The sequence below is a fragment of the Paenibacillus anaericanus genome (genome assembly GCF_003994475.1).
GTDB lineage: Bacteria > Bacillota > Bacilli > Paenibacillales > Paenibacillaceae > Fontibacillus > Fontibacillus anaericanus.
This window is the reverse complement of record NZ_RZNY01000003.1, coordinates 275,644-296,475: the sequence shown is the minus strand read 5'-3', so window position 1 is coordinate 296,475 and position 20,832 is coordinate 275,644. Positions and strand designations below refer to the sequence as shown.

Sequence of the window (20,832 nt, the reverse complement as noted above, 5' to 3'; positions counted from 1 at the left end):
GACATTGTGATATTTATCTTAAACTTTCAACCAACTATTGTGTATCCGTTTTCATTGGTTTTGAACTTGTATTACCTAGCGGGATAGTTTCAAGGGAGGATGAAATGATGAGTCAACTGCAGGGGGATATTCTTTCGGTGAGGGCTTCGGTGTCCAACTTGGGCAATTATGATGAAGCCTACGGAAATTTTAAGTGGGAAGACGTGGAGAAGAATTTCTCCTGGTATGAAACAGGGCTTATTAATATGGCCCATGAAGCTATCGACCGCCATGTGGAACAAGGCAAGGGTGCGAAGATTGCTCTTAGCTATAGTGATGCAGCAAGAGAGGAAACATATACTTTTCAACAAATGCGGGATCAAAGTAATCGTTTTGCGAATGTGCTTCGTAGCCATGGTATATCTAAGGGCGATCGTGTTTTTGTGTTCATGCCGCGTTCCCCTGAGTTATATATCAGTATATTTGGTACGATCAAAGTCGGGGCTGTTGTAGGTCCGCTCTTTGAAGCTTTTATGGAGACAGCGGTAAAAGACCGTCTAGAGGATAGCGGAGCAGTTGCAATTGTTACAACTCCAGCGCTACTTGGGCGAGTAAAGGTTGAAGAACTACCCTTACTGAAGAAAATATTTGTAGTCGGCGATGCAGTGAATACAGATAAGGGATTGATAGATTTTCATGCTGAAATGGAACAGGCATCTTCTAACGCAGATATCGAATGGCTGAATCGAGAAGATGGACTAATTCTTCACTATACTTCTGGATCAACTGGCAAGCCGAAGGGTGTTTATCATGTTCATAACGCTATGATTCAGCATTATTATACTGGAAAAATGGTTCTAGATCTCCAAGAAGACGATGTGTATTGGTGTACTGCAGATCCAGGTTGGGTCACGGGAACTTCCTACGGCATGTTTGCTCCATGGTTGGTTGGTGTTACCAACGTGATCAGGGGAGGGAGATTCAGCCCTAGCGACTGGTATAGCACGATACAGAACAATAAGGTAACTGTGTGGTACAGCGCTCCTACGGCTTTTCGGATGTTGATGGGGGCGGGACAAGATATTATTGAAGCCTACGATCTATCGTCCCTTAGACATGTCCTATCTGTTGGTGAACCGCTAAATCCTGAGGTAGTGCGTTGGGGGCTAAAGGTTTACGGGCACAGGATTCATGATACTTGGTGGATGACGGAGACGGGAGGACAACTGATTTGTAATTATCCGTCGTTGCCATTGAAGCCGGGTTCGATGGGAAAGCCTGTTCCAGGTATTCAGGCGGCGATCATCGATGATAACGGCAAGGTGCTTGCGCCTCATCGGATGGGCAATTTAGCAATTCGGACTCCTTGGCCGTCCATGATGCGACTGATCTGGAACAATGCTCCAAAATACGAAGAATACTTCCGAATTCCAGGATGGTATATTTCCGGTGATACGGCTTATATGGATGAGGACGGGTATTTTTGGTTCCAAGGTCGGATCGATGATGTAATCAATTCATCCGGGGAACGTATCGGACCGTTTGAGGTCGAGAGTAAGCTATTAGAGCATCCAGCCGTCGCTGAAGCGGGAGTCATCGGCAAACCGGATCCAACGCGTGGTGAAATTATTAAAGCGTTCATTTCGCTAATGGATGGATACACACCCTCAGAAGAACTGAAGAAGGAGATCTCTATGTTTGTGAAGGAAGGGTTGTCAGCCCATGCTGCACCAAGAGAGATCGAATTTAAGGATAAGCTGCCAAAGACGCGTTCTGGTAAAATCATGCGTAGGGTACTCAAAGCTTGGGAATTGAATCTTCCGGTGGGCGATCTGTCTACTATAGATGATTAAATAGACTACAAATTAGAAAATTCAAAAAGAGTTCCAAAGGTCATTTGACCTTTGGAACTCTTTTAAATATCATGTTGCAAATTGTGCTTCTAAAAGGCTATTTATTAAATTGTACAGGCGTTGACGTAGTGGATTCTCCCATACTATTCATAGCCGTCACTTGAACCCAACCACTGGTTGAATCCGTTTTGAACGTAAATTGTGTTTCAGGAGTCGAGCCTATCTTGGAATATGCACCATCAGAGGTAGCCGATAAGTAGACGTTATAGCTCGAAACTTGGTCTTTTGAGGCATTTCCTCCCCAACTTACTGTTAATCCGTTATCACCACTGGTGATCGTGACTTGGGATGGAGTGGCAGGGATAGAGAGTTCTCCACCGGCATTTCCTGAGTCATCTCCCGGCCATATGCTTTCTCCGAGATCAGATGGTTGTTCTGAGTTGTCAGGAGGCAACCAGCCCTCATAACCCACGGTTGCGCTTGGCCCTGATTCCCTTCCTGCAACATCAACCGCCGTTACGTAATAGCTGTAGCTGTGGTCAGATGATATGGAGTCGGTAAAGGTTGTGGCCCCTCCGGTAAGTACTGCTGTTCCCGTATATTGTGGTGAATTTCCATCGATTGATTTATAGAGTCGATACCCAACGATGTCATTTTCCTTATTCGCATTAAACGTAATCGTCGCAGAGCTGTCTGTTGATGAAAGTCTAACGTTTACTGGCGCACTCGGATCAAAGCCGTCATCTACACGCGGATCGGGCTTGGTAGGTGCATCCTCACCGGCATCTTTAGGCATGTAGAAGCTAATGTCTTTATGAGTCTTCATTACTTTAAAAGCATTTTGAAGATCGTCAATAAGTTCTTTGATTGGCTTCTCACGTTTCATGACTACCTTTTCCTGAACCATGTCAGAAGGTGTAGATTCAAGCGGGATGTAATTGACCCCTTCATAAGTAATATACTTTGCTCTAATCAGCACATCATCCGATTCAGTAGGCACGAACTTAGAATTGAAAATATCAGTGACGAGCTTACCACCCTGACTAGTTAAGGCAGTTGGGAGCTTTCCACTATACCCGGACACGGTTTTACGGACAATACCGTCAGGTTTTACGAACTCTGTAGTCGGAAATAAATCGGGTTTATTTGCCGTTACTTCATTCATAACTAAGGACCAAATTGATTTGGCTCTAGTCTTTCCAGCAGTTGATAATGTATTAACTGGTTCTTTATAACCGACCCAAACACCAAGTGAAACATCCGGCGTGAAGCCCATGAACCAGACATCTGCGTAGTTTTGCGTAGACCCAGTTTTACCGACAACCGGGATTTTTCCGTAGCTCTTAAAATCACTTTGAATCGACTTAGCCGTACCGCTGGTAATAACAGTGCGAAGCATGTCGGTCATCAGGTATGCAGTTTGCTTAGAGAATACCCGCTGCGGATCGGTATTATGCTTGTAAACAAGATTACCTTTTGAATCGGTAATCTTGGCGATCATATAAGCGTCGTTGAATTCTCCGCCGTTAGCGATTGAACTGTAAGCATTGGTCAATTCCTCGACCGTTACCCCATAACTGAGCCCACCTAGTACGCCGGTTTGTGCTGAATAATCCTTTTCATCCAACGTAGTTATACCAAGCTTTTTGGTGAAATCCCAAGCTTTTTCGATGCCAAGAACTTGATTGAAGATTTTTAGTGCTGGAACATTGCGAGATTCATTAAGTGCTGTGCGGGCTGTCACTAGACCTTTGTAGCCGCCACTAGAGTTAACTGGAATGTGATAACCCTTGGAATAATCGCGCAATATGATCGGTGAATCGTCAATGATGCTTGCAGGTTGAATTAAACCGAGTTCCATCGCTGGTAAATAAGCGGCGATCGGCTTCATTGTTGAACCTGGTTGCCTCACCATTTGTGTAGCGTAGTTCATTTGCTCCGTGTAGAAGTCGCGACCTTCAATCATACCTAGGATTTCACTGGTTTTGTTATTGATCATCATTGCGGCCACTTGCTCAAGTCCCTTAGTTTCACTAAATGGGGAGAAGTTGGCTTCGTTTTCTGATACCGTATGCATCGAAGTATACACTTTCTTGTCAATCGTGGTGTACACACGATATCCGCCAGTTAGGAGCTGCTGACGGGCTTCTTCAATCAACTGAGGATTCTTAGCGGCTTCCTCCTTGGTCATTTCGGGATTGTTCAACATGACAATAACCAGGGCTGCCTGACGCTCCGTCTCCAGCATGAGATATGGAAAGGTTTCGTATGCTTTTTTGGTAGTCTTGGCAAGTGATCCTTGAAGATCAAAGGCTAAAGCTTCGTTATATTCCTCATTCGTAATTTTGTTCTCCTCCAACATACGTTGGAGTACTAAACGTTGACGCTTGATCGCGCGATCAAAAGCATCTGGATTAAATTCACCTTTCCCGTTGTAAGCTGAGTAGCTAGAGGGAAGTTGTGGCAAACCTGCTAGATATGCAGATTGGGCAATATTCAAATCCTCCAGATTGTTGGCGTTGAATATGCCTTTAGCAGCAGCTTTGATACCGTAAACCTGATATCCACTAGAGCCGTTACCAAAAGGAACCTTATTCAAATAAGCGGTAATGATTTCCGGTTTGGATAGGAATCTCTCCAGTCGAAGTGCAAGTAGCATCTCTTTGACCTTTCGGTTGTCTGTTCGATCCAAACTAAGAAAAACGCGCCGTGCCAATTGCTGGGTTAGCGTGCTACCACCAGTTTGAACATCTTCCTTCAATAGTCTTTCCTTAACAGCTCTCAAGGTTCCCTTAAAGTCAACCCCAATGTGTTTCTCGAAATTGTTATCTTCGATTGCGATGAGTGCTTCTAGGATGGTTGAAGGTATTTCTTCGTAACTGATGGGCCGACGATCTTCTTCAGAACGAAGTTGACCAATTGCCGAACCGTCACGAAAATAAGCGAATCCGGTTATCTCGTTATAATTCATTTTTGCTTCAATATCGGCACGCGAGCGTACCGGATCGTCTTTGACGATGGAGGAGACATAGCCGAAAACGGCGCCCCCTGCAAATAGAACTCCGGCAAATACGAGGAGAGTAAGCCAGCCTAGTGTTTTCCAGACCCAGCGCCCCCTCTTAGGCTTACGAATAGGTGGCTTGTCTTCTTGCAGGCCATCTTCCTTACCGGAGTTTTTATCGTTAGTATCAACCATGGGTATCCTCCTTTTTAACAGCAACATTATAGCATATAATCGCTAAAGTTGGATGTTTTTTAAGCCTTTTCATTTTGTGAGCTGGAAGTTTGGATTACGTATAAGGTTTGGAAAGACTTAGTAGAAGGCGGAATAGAGGTTGAATTCACGTGGATAGTAGGAGTCGTTGATGGAGACGTTATTCTTGGGTAATTAGAATCCACAAAATGTAATTGTTAAAAAAAATTTATAGCTAAAAGAAAAACAAGCCTGAAGTCATGAAGACTCCAGGCCCGTTTGTAATAATCTTAACGGTTGTAGAACTCGACGATTTGTTTTTCATCGATTTCTTGAGACAATTCAGAACGATCAGGTAGGCGAATAAATTTGCCTTCCAGAGCAGTATCGTTGAACTCAAGGTAAGCAGGAACGTGATTGCGGTTCTCCAAAGCTTCTTTGATTGAAGAAAGACCGCGACTTCTTTCACGAAGACCGATAACATCACCTAGTTCTAAACGGTAAGAAGCGATATCCACTTTTTTGCCGTTTACAGTTACGTGACCATGGGATACCAATTGACGTGCTCCTGCACGGGAATTAGCAAAACCAAGACGGTATACTAGGTTGTCCAAGCGGCTTTCAAGCAAGATCATGAAGTTCTCGCCCGCGATACCTGGCAATTTTTGCGCTTTGTTGAACAAAGTGCGGAATTGTTTTTCGCCCAAACCGTACATGTGACGAAGTTTTTGTTTTTCCAAAAGTTGCATACCGTAGTTGCTGATTTTTCTCCGTTGGTTCGCACCATGTTGTCCTGGTGGGAACGGGCGTTTCAAGTCTTTGCCAGTACCGCTTAGGGAAATGCCAAGACGGCGGCTTAGTTTAAATTTAGGTCCAGTGTAACGTGCCATTGTATAGGTAGACTCCTTTTAAAATGAAATTTTAGTTGTAGGGTTCTACTTGCGCAGTTTTTGTTTGCCTGAGCGGGGGATAGATAAAACTCGCTCAACTGACATGAAAGTTCAGCCGCTGTCGTGTCAGTAACAAAAAACTCAGAGGGTGCCGCATGCGTTACTCCCTAATCAAGACTCTATCCAGTCTTTATCAACAACAAATTATATATGAAGTTCTAGAGTGAGTCAAGTGGAATTTCAGATTATTACGGGGATAGTTTTATACGAAAAAAGGAGTAATTTGTCGATAGGGCTTTTGTCCTAAAAAAGTGTTGTAAAATTGAGGATTTTTGGTGCAAAACGGGAAAGAAGATAGTAATATAAACATATAGTCGCAGATATAGAGCGGAATGATGCTGAATAATTGGTGGGAATTCAGGACAGAATCGAAAAACATCGCTGCGAGCTGGACGCGGTGAAAAGGAGCTATCCTATGGCAAAACAATCACGAGATGACCTGAAGAGTGAAATGCATACAGATTTTTCTTTGCCACCGATTCATATGTGGGGTGATTACGAAGCTCAAATGAATTGGCTTGAGCAACTCGATATCACTGCATACGATTTTCCGTATACAGAACCGCTTCTTAAAGTCAGTTATGATGATTGGAAGAAACATGCCACTGATCTGTCAGAGCTTGATGGAGTCAGCTGGTTTATTACGAATCACATTGGTGAGGTGCTGAGTAGTGATCTCGATCCAGAATTAGCATTGGAGGAAGTGGCGCAGCTCTCTCGCGAGGCTATAAATAAATGTCTTGATTTACAATCTTCTGTAATTGTTAAGTCTACTCAAGGAATATGGCTTGCTAGTCCTGTCGTGACACGAGAGCATAGCGAGACTTTCGCTGTGATTGGTTGCTATATGAATGGAATTGAAGCTAGCTCTGTCGCTCAGATGCTAGTGCGGGCAGCGGCACAACATTTCCGTAGTTGCTTTTATAAGAAATTTGAGACTCTGTTTGTATCTGACCTGTTAAACATTCAGAAGCAAGCCAAACGAGAAGAACATAGACGTTCTATGTTATTTCAAGTTGTGCAGAAGCTTCATGATAAAATAGATGTAGATTCGGTTATCACGGAAGTATTTGAGAGAATTGAGGAAATGTATCCTGAGGGGAAGCTTGAGCTTCTCATGTCCCAGGACCACCCAAGCAGAAATCCCCGTGTAAAGTCTCTGCAATTGCAGGGGCAAGAACCTGAGGACTATATGTGTGTAAGGGCATTCATGGAGGGGCGGATGCTTCGTAAAGACAATATTAGCGATACAGGTGAGACTCTGATTGAAATCGCAGTTCCACTGATCGGCAAACAAAGTGTGTATGGCGTGTTTCATATGATCATTCTGCAAGAGGGAATTGAAGAGATAGATTTGCAGTTGATCGGAATGCTGGCCGATACTGCCGGTACTGCTTTCGAGAATGCAAAATTGTACGAGCAGTCTAACATATTGATTAGTGAGTTAAGATTAATAAATGAGCTGACCAAGCGCTTGAATCAAAGTTTGAAATTAAAGGAAGTATTCAAGTTTGCCAACGAGGAGCTACTATCGATCTTCAATGCTGAGTTTTGCTGCATAACACAGATTGACGAAGAAAGTGATATTTTTGAAATTGTATCGTGTAATGTTCCCTCCTTATCTAGGGAAATATTCCCGAAGGATTATGGGTTTGCGGGTCTAGTCTTTTCAACGCGGGAACCGATCATCTTATCCGATTACAAGGCGTATGGGAATGTAACGTCCAGACTAATGGATGAGACGGATTCACGTTCAATGATAGCTGCTCCTCTCATTGTACGGGGTGAGGTCAATGGAGCTATCATCTTGGCCCATCGTTCTCAGCGTTTCTTCTCTTATGAGAATTATAAACTGCTCCAGGTCTTAGCCTCGCATATCGGACTAGCTATCGCTAACGCGTCTCTTCATGCTGAAGTCCGCAAAATGGCGAACCGAGATATGCTTACTGGACTCTATGCTCGTCATTATTTGGACGATGCGATTCAGAATTTTCAGAAGAGTGATGTTAATGGTTCGCTGATCATCGTTGATATTGACCAATTCAAGCAGGTTAATGATACATTTGGTCATCAAATTGGAGACAAAATTCTGAAGCAAGTCTGCGCTATCGTAAGAGGGGCAATTCGAAAAAGCGATGTTCCTGCTCGTTGGGGCGGCGAAGAACTGGCCATATATTTACCTGGTGCTGATGTGGATAAGGGTTATCAGATTGCAGAAAATATCCGTAGACGTGTGGGGATGGAAACAGAGCCACATGTTACCGTATCATGTGGGATCGCCGAGTGGAAGCATGAAGATGATCGGGTGAGCGTAGAAACGCTATTCTATCAGGCTGATATGGCCTTATACAGGGCTAAGAATAACGGAAGAGATCAGACTCAAATCGGTTGAATTAGTTTGGGTGGTATATAGATTGAAGAGCAAAAGAACGCCTCATTCAGGGCGTTCTTTTGCTTTTCGCATAGAATTTGGAATGGGGGTAAACCTACAGATAACACATCATTTCCCTGATAGCCGTTGAGCTTCTATTGGGAAACGAAGGGCGCGAGATGGGATGAGAATTAGAGTATTCAAGATGATTTTGATTCTATGCTGTATCTGTTCCATGGTGGCTTGCGGACAAAGGTCAGCTAAAACCCCAGAGCAATGGTTCGAATTCACTTGGTCCGGACTAGCAGGACGTGATGCTTTAACCTTTCAGGGGGATGCAGCTCTTTTGCGAGGTGATAAGTCATTCTTGGAGGATAGCATGACTTATTATGGAGAATTAAAGAATCATCGAGAGTTGAATATGGTAACGGTTCTACCGCATGGAAACAAAATCGGTACGTGGCAAATGGCGGGAACAGGAAAAGGAAATCAATTTGCAGCTAATTTGTTATGGGAAGGAGGATCCTGGACACCGACAACGAATCAAGGAGATGCTTTGAGTTTGGGGATGACCAGGCTGAATCCGCTCGATCAACTTGAAAATATTCGGAGAATGAATAAGAAAAAAATTACGGCCGAGAGTGGAGCGGCGAGAGGAACAGAAGTGCTACGAATTGAACTTGATCCTAGTGAAGCTAAGGATATGATCGGTGGCAAACTTATAGATGAGATGCAGGAGGTAAGGGTGGGCCTCCAGAATAAGCTTGCAGAAATAGAACCCGGTCGCCGTAGTACAATAGAGAAAGAAGTAATGGATCTTTGGTCATCCGGCAATGGACAGCTTGTACAAATGTTGGAGCAAGCCGAGGCAAGGGTAATTTATCATTTAACGATTGATCGGAGAAGCGGTCTGCCTCAGCGGCTAACTTCAGAATCGGAATTGAATTATCGAAGTCATGCAGGGTTGCAGCAACGTGAATTATTGCTAACAGATAACCGTTTTGTGAAATACCAGTAGCTGGTCTTAAGTGCTGACTTCCCTTTAAAGCCGTGCTACAATAGAGAAGAATTAACCAGTGTTCAACTAAGAATTCCCTCGTGATAGGGAGGTTCTACAGCGTGTTTTTTTGCGCAATTTAAGGAGGCGTTATAACTATGCGAGACCCTAGAATACAGAAACTAGCCGAGAACTTGGTTGGTTTTTCCGTAGATGTTCAACCAGGGGAAAATGTGCTGATAGAAATGATTGGGACAGAACGCGATTTATTAACTGCAATTGTAGAAGAAGTTGGTAAGAAGGGAGGCAATGCGTTTGTTGAGCTGACCGACAGAGCCGTTCAAAGTTCGCAGTTGAAATATGCAACGGCAGAAGGAATTAAAACTTGGGCGGACTATGATTTGATTCGGATGAAGCAAATGGACTGTTATATTGGTATTCGTGCGGGCTCAAATGTTAATGATTTATCCGACGTGCCTGAAGATAAGATGAAACTGTATAACTCGCTATATCAACATACTGTACATAGTGAAGAGCGAGTGAAGAATACAAAGTGGGTAGTGCTTCGTTATCCAAATGCTAGCATGGCGCAACTTGCAAATGTCAGTACAGAGGCGTTCGAAGATTTCTACTTTGATGTTTGTAATCTGGATTATGCTAAGATGGACCGGGCGCAGGACGCACTAGCCGATCTTATGCAAGTTACGGACAAAGTACGTATTACTGGACCAGGAACAGATTTGTCATTCTCGATTAAAGACATCAACGCAATTAAATGCTCAGGTAAGAGAAATATCCCAGATGGGGAAGTATACAGCGCTCCTGTACGGGATTCTATAAATGGAACAATTAGTTACAATACAGCTACACTGTATAATGGTATTACTTTTGAGAATATCGTCTTCCGTTTTGAGAATGGTAAAATCGTTGAAGCAACAAGCAGTGACACCAAGCGGATTAACGAAATTCTTGATAGCGATGATGGAGCTAGACATATCGGAGAATTTGCGATTGGCTTTCACCCCTACATTTTACACCCGATGAAAGATACGCTGTTTGATGAAAAAATAGCGGGTAGTTTGCATTTCACACCGGGTCAAGCTTATGAAGAAGCTGATAATGGAAATCGCTCATCTATTCATTGGGATCTTGTACTGATCCAGCGTCCAGAATACGGTGGTGGGGAAATTTACTTCGACGATGTGCTGATACGTAAAGATGGGATTTTTGTTCTTCCTGAACTGGAAGGCTTGAACCCGGAAAACCTGAAATAAACAGAAAACAACTTGCTAGGAAAGCGGATTCAATGTATCATATTATTATATTTGCAAGTAAGATACGGAGGGATTCCTATGGCAACTAATAATGAAGCGGTAGTTGAAATTGCTCAAACTGCAGGCAAGTTTTCGTCTTCGATTGTATTGCAAGCTGACAACAAGTATATTGATGTAAAAAGTATCCTTGGATTGTTTACTACTTTGGTGAACACTCAAAGTTATGAACTTCATGTTCATGGTTCAGATGCAGAAGAAGCAAAAGCAGCAGTAACAGCTGTTTTCGCTAAATACGACTTGAAGATCAAAGTAGTCGAGGAATAAGAATTTCAAAGAGACACTCTTGCCTTTAAGGCAGGAGTGTTCTTTTTTTTGGAAATACTAGGGTGTAGTTTAATTGACATCGAACTCTCAGTTTAGTTTATTTAGAGAGGTTCTTGTATTGGTCTGCAATTTCGACTAATATTAAGGATAGAGTAGATGAGTAACGATTTTGGACATGGGGAGGAAACAACATGACTTCATCTGATTTGCAGGAGCAAATGGGCCTTAAAGCGTTAAATCTTCTGCAGGAAGATGCTGATAAAATAGAGAAGCTGATCGAAGTGCAGATGGAGAACCTGGCCACACGTTACTGCCCTCTCTATGAGGAAGTGCTGGACACCCAAATGTATGGTTTCTCAAGACAAGTTGATTATGCAGTCCGTATTGGACTTATCCAGGAAGCGGTAGGTAAAGGGATCATGACCAAGCTCGAACGGAACTTGGCTTTACTTTACGAAGCGATGAACAATAAAGACTGACCTGTTTTGAGAGAAACAGGCTACATACAGAATGAAGAAAGCGTATGTACCGGGTTTGCCCGGAACACACGCTTTTTTTGATGTTAATACATAGATTCATAGAGGTTAATTCCAGTTATATCAGATAGAAGGATACACCGAGAATGGCGTAAACCGCAATGAGTAGTAATCCTTCATACCAGTTGGTTTGTCCGTCCTGGGTGATTGATTTGGCAATAAACACAGATACACCGATTGCAGCGAGCTCTATCGCAGTAAATACGATATCCATGGGTCTACCGAACAGATGGCTGACAAAGACAAGTACTGGAGCTACGAACAAAGCGATCTGTAAGCTACTCCCTACAGCAATTTCTACAGAAGCGCCGATTTTGTTCTTCATGGCTAATAGAATCGCTGCACTATGCTCTGCAGCATTTCCGACAATAGCCACGACGAAGGCGCCGACGAAAATTTCACTCAGTCCAAACTTGGCGGTGAAGGTATCAAGAGTACCTACTAACCATTCGCTGACAAAGGCCACCATAACGGTCGCCAGAATAAGATACAGGATAGATTGACGTTTCGACCATGCAGGCTTATGTTCATGCGGGAGTTCTTCAGCGTTTGTTTCTGTCACATCTGCTAGATAATCCTTATGAGTGATCATGGAGAAGAGCAGCCAGAGTAGGTAAGCGACGATCAGAATTCCAGCTACTATAATACTTAAAGATGTTATATGCTCTTTTGGAAGCTCGTGGGATTGCAAGAATATAGCGGGGACAAATAGTGCAATAATCGCTACGATCATTAGCGAACCATTCATTCCAGCGAGTGAAACATTATAGTGCTGGACTTTATGTTTCAATCCACCTGCAAAGAGACTTAAGCCAAGAACAAGTAGTAAGTTTCCGATGATCGAACCGGTGATGCTCGCCTTAACCATGTCAAACAGGCCTTCCTTGACGAGTAAGATACCGATGATCAGTTCTGCAGCGTTACCGAAGGTCGCGTTTAGGAACCCACCCAGACGTTGTCCGGCATAGTGAGATACACTCTCCGTCGCTTTCCCTAGAAACCCGGCTACGAAAATAACCGAGATAGCTGAAATGACGAATTGCAATGTGGCGGACCATTCCGCGAAATGTCCGATGGCACTGAGTACAAAGAAGAGTGTAAGCAGACCTGGAAAAAGATATTTTTTCATATGTATACCTCCCGATATTTCAATATATCCAAGTAACGTGAAGATTATAAACGATAAGGTAGGAAATGGTCTATAGTTGCTTTACTAGGTTTTACGAATTACAATGAATATAATGAGGTTGAAGGAGGAATTACCATGACCGAGCAATTGCAGTTGGATATGGGGCTTATTCGGATTTCAGATGATGTCGTTTCCAAAATCGCTGGAATGGCGGCCTTGGAAACACCAGGTATCGCAGCGATGTCTGGTGGACTGTCAGAAGGATGGGCCAAACGTTTAAGTGGTAAAAATGTGCAAAAGGGTGTCACAGTGGAAGTCGGTCAATTGGAAGCAGCGATCGATTTACGGATTATCGTACTGTACGAAACTCCAATCCATGAAGTGTGCCGTATGCTACAACAGAATGTTCGAGAAGCAGTGGAAAGTATGACTGGGCTCAAAATCGTAGAAGTGAATGTGAAAGTCGAGAACGTAGCATTTAAGGATGACGAGATTTAAATTTATTGGGTTACATAGATATTTAGGTAATAAATTGAAAATGGGCTGAGCAAGGGATTATCCTTGTTCAGCCCATTTGTTGTTTATTCATTATCGACGTCTAGAGGTGTTCAAGTCATAAGAGGCTTGCTTGACCACAACAGATTTGGTTCTCTCTTGCTTCGTTGGCAGTGACGATTGACGCGAAATACTAAGTACAATCCCCATGGCAACCATCATGACGAGTAGTGAAGAGCCGCCGTAACTAATGAAAGGAAGCGTTACACCAGTAACGGGGATCGTTCTCGTAACACCGCCAATATTAATGAATGCCTGAATGGCGATCAATCCCATAATACCGACTCCGGTTAACGTACCGAATATAGTGGAACTGCGAAGAGAGACAAGAATCCCCCTCCAAATAAAATATAGATAGAACAGTAAAAATATTAGTGTACCGATAAAACCGAATTCTTCACCTATGACAGCGAAGATAAAATCGTTATAAGAGTTGGTGAGATAGTGTAGTTTTTGGATGCCTTGCCCAAAGCCTGTTCCAGTCAATCCTCCATGACCAATGGCGGTTAGTGATTGAATAAGACTGAATCCCGTTCCTTGTGGATCATCCCAAGGGTTGATATAGGCTTGAAAGCGACCAATTTTGTAGTTTGTTCCTCCTGATGCAGTATCAACGACATCGCTAGGGTTAATTTTATCAATTAGCGCCCCAGCACCCAGCACGATACTTGCCCCAACGATTAACAGGAGAATAGAACCAAGAATATGCTTCAGGTTGGCTCCACCTGCAAAAATAACTAATCCGGCGGTGGCAACGAGGATGAAACAAGAGCCTAAATCGGGCTGGAGCATGATGAGCCCAGCTACGAAACCCACGATAACCATGACGGGAATATAGCCAGTCCGCAAGTCACGGAACCGTTCACCCTTCTTAGATATGAGGGCGGATAAATATAAGATCGTGGTAACTTTGGCAAGTTCCGTAGGTTGAATACCAAACTTACCTAGTGTGATCCAACTGCTGGCCCCGTTAATTGCACCTACAAAGGGAACAAACATTAGAAGAATAATGGCTAAAATAAAAACAGGGATAAATAACTTTTTGTATTTTTCGTAGGGGATATTCATCGTGATAAGCATACCGAATAGACCGAGAGCTCCGAAAATTAGCTGACGTTTTGTGAAATACATCGGATCATACTCAAATCTTTCACTGACGAGGGTGATACTAGAACTAGAACTGAACACCATAACAACACCAAACCCTACTAATAATAGGGTGAGGATGAGCAATTGGAAATCGGGAGCCCCGCGTCTGGGCATTTCATTATTATCTCTCATGTGGTTCTTCTTAAGCCTTAAGCCTCAAGAAGTTCCTTCAACTCAGCCAGCTTAACCTGTGCTGATTGTATGACATGAGGAGGGATTTCTGACTCGTAATCCAGCCCGTGTGGGAATGTGGTTCGGCCCATATAGACCGCTTCAATATCCAGAACCGCGTCTGGCCGCTCCAATTTTCCTTCCACGGCGCGTGTGTTCATACGAAGGAAATACTCGTTGTTGTCAAATGTTATCTTGTAATCGTATGTGGCTCGGTAGTATTCCCATTGCCAGCGAACAAATCCAACCTTCTCGGATGTTTCATCTAGGTAGGCCAACTCGACTTTTAAACCTTCTAATCCGGTATTTTCAACAATCATCTTGTAGAATGCCCCCTTAAAAGTTCTCCTCTCATGATATTATGTTTCCATCACTTGTGCAAGAGAGGCAAAGGCTTCCAATGTATGATGTTTCAATGTTTACGGACTCTGTGGCAACCTGATTTCTGATACAATGGAATAATAATACTGATAAGAAGATAAGGAACAATCGTTATACATAAAAAAGGAAGTGAATTTATGGAGGAAGAATTATTAAGAGAATTGTTACCAGCTATGGTGGAGCGGAGGCGACATTTGCATCGCCATCCAGAGCTTTCTTTTATGGAGAAAGAAACTACAGCTTTTGTAAGGCGTATTCTCGAAGAATTAGGTGTGGAACTATCTTCGGGCAAGGGTGATATCGGAGTCATTGGAACGATTATAGGTGAACTACCAGGAAAGACGGTTGCCTTACGAGCTGATATGGATGCGCTACCACTTCAGGATGAGAAGTCGTGTGAATATGCCTCACAAGTTCCCGGTGTCATGCATGCTTGTGGTCATGATGGGCACACCGCGATTCTATTAGCTGTGGCTGAATATTTCAGTCGTCAAAAGGAAAAGTTGCAGGGAACCATTCGCTTGATATTCCAACCAGCGGAGGAGGTTTGTCCCGGCGGTGCAGTATCAATGATCGAAGGAGGGGCTCTGGAGGGTGTCGATGTTATTTATGGCATACATCTATGGACACCGATTCCCGTCGGTACGGCGGCAAGTGCACCAGGTCCTTTGATGGCCTCAACCGATGAGTTTTTCATCGAAGTTCATGGCAAGGGTGGACATGGAGGAATGCCTCACATGGCTGTAGATAGTGTAGTAGCTGGCGCTGCACTAGTACTTCAGTTACAAAGTGTAGTGAGTCGTTCTATTGATCCATTAGATCCCGTTGTTGTGACGATCGGATCCATTCAGGGAGGAGCCGCTCAGAATGTAATTGCTGAACGCTGCCGTCTGGCCGGCACGGTACGTTGTTTCCGCGAGGAAACGCGAAGTATAATCCGGGGTAAGATTGAAACTTTGACTGAGCATACGGCTCAAGCATATGGGGCAAATTCATCGGTTGAGTACATGACGGGATATCCAAGTTTGATCAACGATCAGAATGAATTTAAGAGGTTTCTCCTTACTGCGATGGAAGTACCTAACCTAAAAGGGGAACTCTCTGCACAAATCATGCCTGCTGAGGATTTTGCTTATTATTTGCAGGAGGTGCCTGGTTGTTTTATATTGGTTGGTGCTGGAAATGAGGATAAGGGAATAGTATACCCGCATCATCATCCCAAATTTGATATTGATGAGGATGCCATGCTCCATGCCGCTGGATTGATGATTAAGATGGCAGAATCATATCAGCTTGAACATGCATAAAGTTTACCTAACTTTGGAATTATAAATACCGAAGGAGGGGTTACAAGTGAGAAAAGTAAGTGAAATTATGACTACAAATGTTGTTACTGTTACCCCGCGGGATAATGTATATGAAGTTGCTGTTAAAATGAAAGAACACGATACCGGGTTCATTCCCGTTGTAGAAGTTGATGGGGACAGACTTCTTGGCGTTATTACTGACCGTGATTTGGTCGTGCGCGGAATTGCGGAGAAGCACCCTGGTTCTACGGCGGTCGAGGTCGTAATGACCAAAGGAATCAAGACAGCTTCACGTGATACCTCAGTAGAGGAGGCGGCCGAACTGATGGCAGAGCAACAAATCCGTCGCCTACCAGTGACTGAGGGAGACAGATTGGTGGGGATTGTGTCGATTGGAGACTTAGCAATCCGTACTATTTTTGCAGATGAAGCTGGAGAAGCATTGACGCAAATATCAACAGAGCAGATTCATTGATTCAAATGATAAGTGAGACGATTTGTCAAAGAGAAGTTCGCGGTCTGTGGCGGGCTTCTTTAAGTCTATATGAGACTGAGAGGAGGCATTAATTCATGAATGGTGCAGGGGCCGGTATCGTCCAACGTGATTTCACTGTGTTGTTAGAGAAAGAACATCCTGGGTTTGGAGAAGCTAGAGTGCAGTTAACTCATTTCGCTGAGTTGGTGAAGAGTCCCGCTTCTTACCATACCTATCGAATTACCCCTCTTTCATTATGGAATGCTGCTGCCTCAGGTTTGACGGCAAAGGAAATCATCGAAATGTTACGGTTTATTTCTCGTTTTGATATGCCTGCAAAGGTAGTTTCGGATATCGAAAAGTGGGTCTCTCGCTATGGATCTTTGAAGCTTCGGCGTCCAGAGCATGAGCCAGCTACCTTATGGTTGGAGTGTCAACCAGAGAATGTTGAGTTGCTGGACCGCTTGCAGAGTGAGTCCTCGCTATCACAGTTACATTTGCAACGGGTGGAAGCACATCGTATGGTTCTGTCTGCAGATTTTCGAGGGGTATTGAAGCAGGAATTGGCCCGACTAGGGTACCCCGTTACGGACGAAGTGGGATATCATAACGGACATCCACTTTCATTCAACATGCGATCTTCCTTGGGAAATGGGGAGCCTTTGTTGCTAAGACCTTATCAGAAAGAAGGAGTCATTTCATTCGCAGGACAAGAAAAGAATGGAGAGAATGGTGTTCTTGTTCTCCCTTGCGGTGCAGGTAAGACCATTATTGGGATCGCGGTGATGGAGAGGTTTCAATGTGAGACCTTGATCTTGACATCGAACGTGACTTCGGTTCATCAGTGGATCACGGAAATTCTAGAGAAGACGACGCTGTCTGGAGAGGACGTGGGCGAATATTCAGGTGGTCATAAACAGGTGAGACCCGTGACCGTGTCCACTTATCAAATTTTGACACATCGGGCAAGTAAGGGAGAAGGCTTTAAACATATGGGCTTATTTAATCAGCGGGATTGGGGACTCATTATATATGATGAAGTCCATTTACTACCAGCACCCGTATTTCGGGCGACAGCCGATATTCAAGCGACCCGCCGCCTTGGTCTGACGGCGACGTTAGTTCGAGAGGACGGTTGTGAATGCGATGTATTCTCTTTGATCGGACCCAAGAGATATGAGGTGCCTTGGAGAGAGCTAGAGAAGACGGGATTTATCGCTCAAGTGGAGTGCTGTGAAGTTAGAGTTTCGATGCCAATGACGCTCAGAGAACATTACATAAAAGCAGAAGGACGTGCGAAGTTCCGAATTGCTGCAGAGAATCCGCGGAAAATTGAATGGCTAAGGTCACTGATTGAACGTCATTCCGGACGTCAAATTCTTATTATTGGACAATACTTGGACCAGTTGCGCAGTGTAGCCTCACGGCTGAATGTCCCGCTTATTACTGGCAACATGCCACAGGACGAGCGTGGAGATCTGTTTGCAGCATTTCGGGCGGGGGATATTCATGTTCTAGTGGTATCCAAGGTAGCAAACTTTGCGGTTGATTTACCAGATGCCTCTGTTGCAATCCAAATTTCGGGTAGTTTTGGATCCCGTCAGGAAGAGGCACAGAGACTGGGACGCATATTGCGACCTAAATCGGACGGAAGTCAGGCGTATTTTTATACCTTGGTATCTGAAGATACACGGGAACAAGATTTTGCAATGCGCAGACAACTATTTTTGATTGAGCAAGGGTATGAATATTCCGTTACGTTTGATCTTGAGGATGGATCTAACTTTCCTATTGCAGTGGGGGCGCAGGAAGGAACTCATCTATGATGAAACTTCCCGAACAGCAGCGCATTACTGCAGCGATTGAGAGCATCGGATGCTTACATCCAGTAGATTCGGCAGCATTGGCCGCCATATTTCAACGATATGCTGGATTACCGTTTAAGCTGGACGGTTTAAATGAGATGACAACTGGGAGACTTAGCGGCGCTGATCTACGTGCAGCAATCCCACTACTGATCCAGCAAGGGTTCTTGTTTTCAGTAAAGAAAATATGGGGGGAGCGGTTGTTTTATATTCCATTTGATTTACTCTCATCACTTCAAGAAAGGTATACCGTTTATCCTATCGAACTAAGTAACAAAGTGGATATAGATCTATATAAAGAATCGAAACGTGGATTAGCCTATGATTTGTTCCGTATACTGGCGTGGATTGAATTTAATGGTCTGCCAGTTACAGTTAAGGGAACGCCTTATCAAAAGGCACTGAATAAAATGGAGGGCCAAATTCATTTGACTGCGGAGGATATTGTGGGTCTTTCGCTATATTATACCGATCAAGATGTCTATTCTCCGCATATAGCAGTTGTGTTTGATATGTTAATGAAATTTGATCTTATTGATAAAGAGCAGAGAGAGTGGAGGTTAAACACGGTTAACCTTAGATCTTGGTTGGAACTGGACATACAAGAGATGAATTCCGCCATATTTCGGCAGCTTCTTCTAAGATATGTCCCGTCAGACGCAGTGCTGCAGCATTTCGTATTTAGGACAGCATCTTCCGATTTGTCATGCGGAGTGTGGTACGGTCTACAAGATGTGCTAACTTCACTTCGGAGACAGGGAATATTGAAGGAATGTATATCGAAGGAACAGGATTTATGGATGAGAAGTTGGCTAACTGCCTTATGTGGATTTGGTTGGTTGGAACTTGGATATGGTCAAGAAGAACAACTGTATCTAAGGTGGCTTGTTAAGCCTAGATTCACAAAGGAAATGGAATTCCCAAAGCAGCAACTAATCGATGCTGAGGCCTTGTCTGTCGATATGTCGGAAATAAATATATCCATAGCGATGAATCGTCATCCGCGTTCGGGAAGATGTCATATCCAACCGGATTTTGAAATTCTCGTACCACCGGATGTGTCATTTGAAGTGCGATGGGTATTGGAGGCCTTCTCCGATAATATAACAATGGATACGATGTCAGTTTATCAAATCAACCGATCCAGTGTGACACTAGCTGCTCGGCAAGGCCTTTCATCTAAGGAAATATTAGCTGTGTTGCATGAGCAGTCTTCAGGCGTTCCGAATAATGTAAGATTAGCGATTGAGCAGTGGAGCCGAGAGATAGAACAAATTATAATACCCGAGAAACAACGGTCATGGTCCAAGGATCATAAGACCGTAGATACGACGTTTGTCGGAGTAATTTCTGGTGTGACGGGTTTGCCTGTAGAGCAAGGATGGATATTTAGTGGTAGGGACTACAAGTCGTATGAACGAGATGATGTTATTCCCACGACCACCGAACTGTTCCCCGGACTTGAGGATATCCCTGTGATATGGTTCAAAGAGATGAGGGACTATCACGTCTCTACAGCCCGGAAGATCATTGCACAAGCCTTAACTTGGCACACAAAAATTGAATTACAAATACAGGGTGAAACAGTAGAGTATCTACCTTTGACTTTGATAGGGGAAGAGAGCTGGAAAATGAAAGGCGTGATGTTCACTATGAAGGATAGCATAGGGGTTGAACATGTCTTGGCACCAGGAGAGTGGGAAGCCTTACGACTGATTATTCCTGACATAAAGCGGAAAATGCTGCAATGAAACTCTTCTTCTCTAAGTAAGATTGTGGTATGATAATGTCGTCTACTCTGAGTAGAACATTACACAACAGAATCGAGTTGAAATTCATGAGCGTATCGGAAATCAACACGGTTGATATGGCCGAATTACTAACTAGCGCCTATGAATTAGGCGATATGATAAACAATTCAACCGCTGTCTCCAGCTATTTGTACTGGAAACGGCGTGTTGAGGAAGATATTGAAGTACAGAAACTAGTGAAGAAACTTTCTGCTAAGAGAGAGCTTTTTGAAGAGACCGAGCGTTTTGGTCATTTTCATCCCAACTATCACGAAGCTAAGGATAAGGTGGCAGAAGTAGAGCTGGAACTTGAGCAATTCGAAGCGGTTCGTAACTTCAAGAATGCAGAGAAAGAGCTTGATGATATTCTGCATCAACTGTCGGAGACTATTGCGCATTCCGTTTCAGATAGTATTAAAGTGCCTAGCAATGATCCCAATCCCTCTGGTGGCGGATGCGGAAGCGGTGGCAAATGTAGTTGCGGCTAAAGTGGGGAGCAGACAAAACTAAAAAGCTTGTCTATTCCGGGTTAA

The 20,832-nt window shown here is 43.7% G+C and carries 17 protein-coding genes; 12 read left to right on the top strand and 5 right to left on the bottom strand.

Annotated elements, in window-relative coordinates; all coding sequences use genetic code 11:
- The first annotated feature begins 107 nt into the window (after window positions 1-107).
- Entirely contained in the window at window positions 108-1,832 is a 1,725-nt protein-coding gene (acsA, locus tag EJP82_RS05660) for an acetate--CoA ligase (protein ID WP_127191177.1), read from the top strand.
- Between the two features lie 97 nt (window positions 1,833-1,929).
- Here the strand turns inward: acsA and EJP82_RS05655 are convergent, their stop codons facing one another.
- Together EJP82_RS05655 and rpsD are read right to left on the bottom strand one after the other, a co-directional pair.
- A complete protein-coding gene (locus EJP82_RS05655; RefSeq protein WP_127191062.1) occupies window positions 1,930-5,028 on the bottom strand; it encodes a transglycosylase domain-containing protein in 3,099 nt (1,032 codons plus the stop codon).
- A gap of 287 nt (window positions 5,029-5,315) precedes the next feature.
- On the bottom strand, window positions 5,316-5,915 hold the full coding sequence (gene rpsD / locus EJP82_RS05650) for a 30S ribosomal protein S4 (RefSeq protein ID WP_127191061.1): 600 nt from the start codon (window positions 5,913-5,915) through the stop codon (window positions 5,316-5,318).
- 475 nt (window positions 5,916-6,390) lie between these two features.
- On the opposite strand from rpsD, the gene EJP82_RS05645 reads away from it, so the two are divergent.
- From EJP82_RS05645 to EJP82_RS05625, 5 genes are all read left to right on the top strand, one after another.
- Entirely contained in the window at window positions 6,391-8,367 is a 1,977-nt protein-coding gene (locus EJP82_RS05645) for a sensor domain-containing diguanylate cyclase (protein WP_127191060.1), read from the top strand.
- 163 nt (window positions 8,368-8,530) lie between these two features.
- Window positions 8,531-9,364: a hypothetical protein gene (locus EJP82_RS05640; protein ID WP_127191059.1), complete on the top strand. Its 834-nt coding sequence runs from the start codon at window positions 8,531-8,533 to the stop codon at window positions 9,362-9,364.
- A 137-nt stretch (window positions 9,365-9,501) separates the two neighbouring features.
- Window positions 9,502-10,617, top strand: a complete 1,116-nt coding sequence (locus tag EJP82_RS05635) for an aminopeptidase (RefSeq protein WP_127191058.1) — start codon at window positions 9,502-9,504, stop codon at window positions 10,615-10,617.
- 78 nt (window positions 10,618-10,695) lie between these two features.
- Window positions 10,696-10,941, top strand: a complete 246-nt coding sequence (locus EJP82_RS05630) for an HPr family phosphocarrier protein (RefSeq protein ID WP_127191057.1) — start codon at window positions 10,696-10,698, stop codon at window positions 10,939-10,941.
- Window positions 10,942-11,132: 191 nt separating this feature from the next.
- On the top strand, window positions 11,133-11,420 hold the full coding sequence (locus tag EJP82_RS05625; RefSeq protein WP_127191056.1) for an Fpa/YlaN family protein: 288 nt from the start codon (window positions 11,133-11,135) through the stop codon (window positions 11,418-11,420).
- A gap of 115 nt (window positions 11,421-11,535) precedes the next feature.
- Here EJP82_RS05625 and cax read toward each other — a convergent pair whose 3' ends face one another.
- Window positions 11,536-12,606, bottom strand: coding sequence for a calcium/proton exchanger (cax, locus tag EJP82_RS05620; protein WP_127191055.1), 1,071 nt, complete (start codon window positions 12,604-12,606; stop codon window positions 11,536-11,538).
- Between the two features lie 135 nt (window positions 12,607-12,741).
- Here cax and EJP82_RS05615 point away from each other — a divergent pair, with 135 nt between their 5' ends.
- A complete protein-coding gene (locus EJP82_RS05615) occupies window positions 12,742-13,104 on the top strand; it encodes an Asp23/Gls24 family envelope stress response protein (protein ID WP_127191054.1) in 363 nt (120 codons plus the stop codon).
- Between the two features lie 90 nt (window positions 13,105-13,194).
- Here EJP82_RS05615 and ftsW read toward each other — a convergent pair whose 3' ends face one another.
- Window positions 13,195-14,442, bottom strand: coding sequence for a putative lipid II flippase FtsW (gene ftsW, locus EJP82_RS05610; RefSeq protein ID WP_127191053.1), 1,248 nt, complete (start codon window positions 14,440-14,442; stop codon window positions 13,195-13,197).
- Window positions 14,443-14,459: 17 nt separating this feature from the next.
- Entirely contained in the window at window positions 14,460-14,801 is a 342-nt protein-coding gene (locus EJP82_RS05605) for a YugN family protein (RefSeq protein ID WP_127191052.1), read from the bottom strand.
- Between the two features lie 198 nt (window positions 14,802-14,999).
- Here EJP82_RS05605 and EJP82_RS05600 point away from each other — a divergent pair, with 198 nt between their 5' ends.
- The 5 genes from EJP82_RS05600 to EJP82_RS05580 all read left to right on the top strand — a co-directional run bounded on the left by EJP82_RS05600 (window position 15,000) and on the right by EJP82_RS05580 (window position 20,787).
- Window positions 15,000-16,169 carry an amidohydrolase gene (locus tag EJP82_RS05600; RefSeq protein WP_127191051.1) on the top strand — a complete coding sequence of 390 codons (1,170 nt, stop codon included), beginning with the start codon at window positions 15,000-15,002 and terminating at the stop codon, window positions 16,167-16,169.
- 46 nt (window positions 16,170-16,215) lie between these two features.
- Window positions 16,216-16,644 (top strand): CBS domain-containing protein, encoded by a 429-nt coding sequence (locus EJP82_RS05595; protein WP_127191050.1) that lies wholly within the window; start codon window positions 16,216-16,218, stop codon window positions 16,642-16,644.
- Between the two features lie 95 nt (window positions 16,645-16,739).
- Window positions 16,740-18,470, top strand: a complete 1,731-nt coding sequence (locus EJP82_RS05590; protein ID WP_127191049.1) for a DNA repair helicase XPB — start codon at window positions 16,740-16,742, stop codon at window positions 18,468-18,470.
- Complete coding sequence (locus EJP82_RS05585; RefSeq protein WP_127191048.1) at window positions 18,467-20,260, top strand: helicase-associated domain-containing protein; 1,794 nt, start codon at window positions 18,467-18,469, stop codon at window positions 20,258-20,260. Before EJP82_RS05590 ends, EJP82_RS05585 begins: the two co-directional genes overlap by 4 nt.
- Before the next feature lie 86 nt (window positions 20,261-20,346).
- A complete protein-coding gene (locus tag EJP82_RS05580) occupies window positions 20,347-20,787 on the top strand; it encodes a YlbF/YmcA family competence regulator (RefSeq protein WP_127191047.1) in 441 nt (146 codons plus the stop codon).
- Window positions 20,788-20,832: the final 45 nt, after the last annotated feature.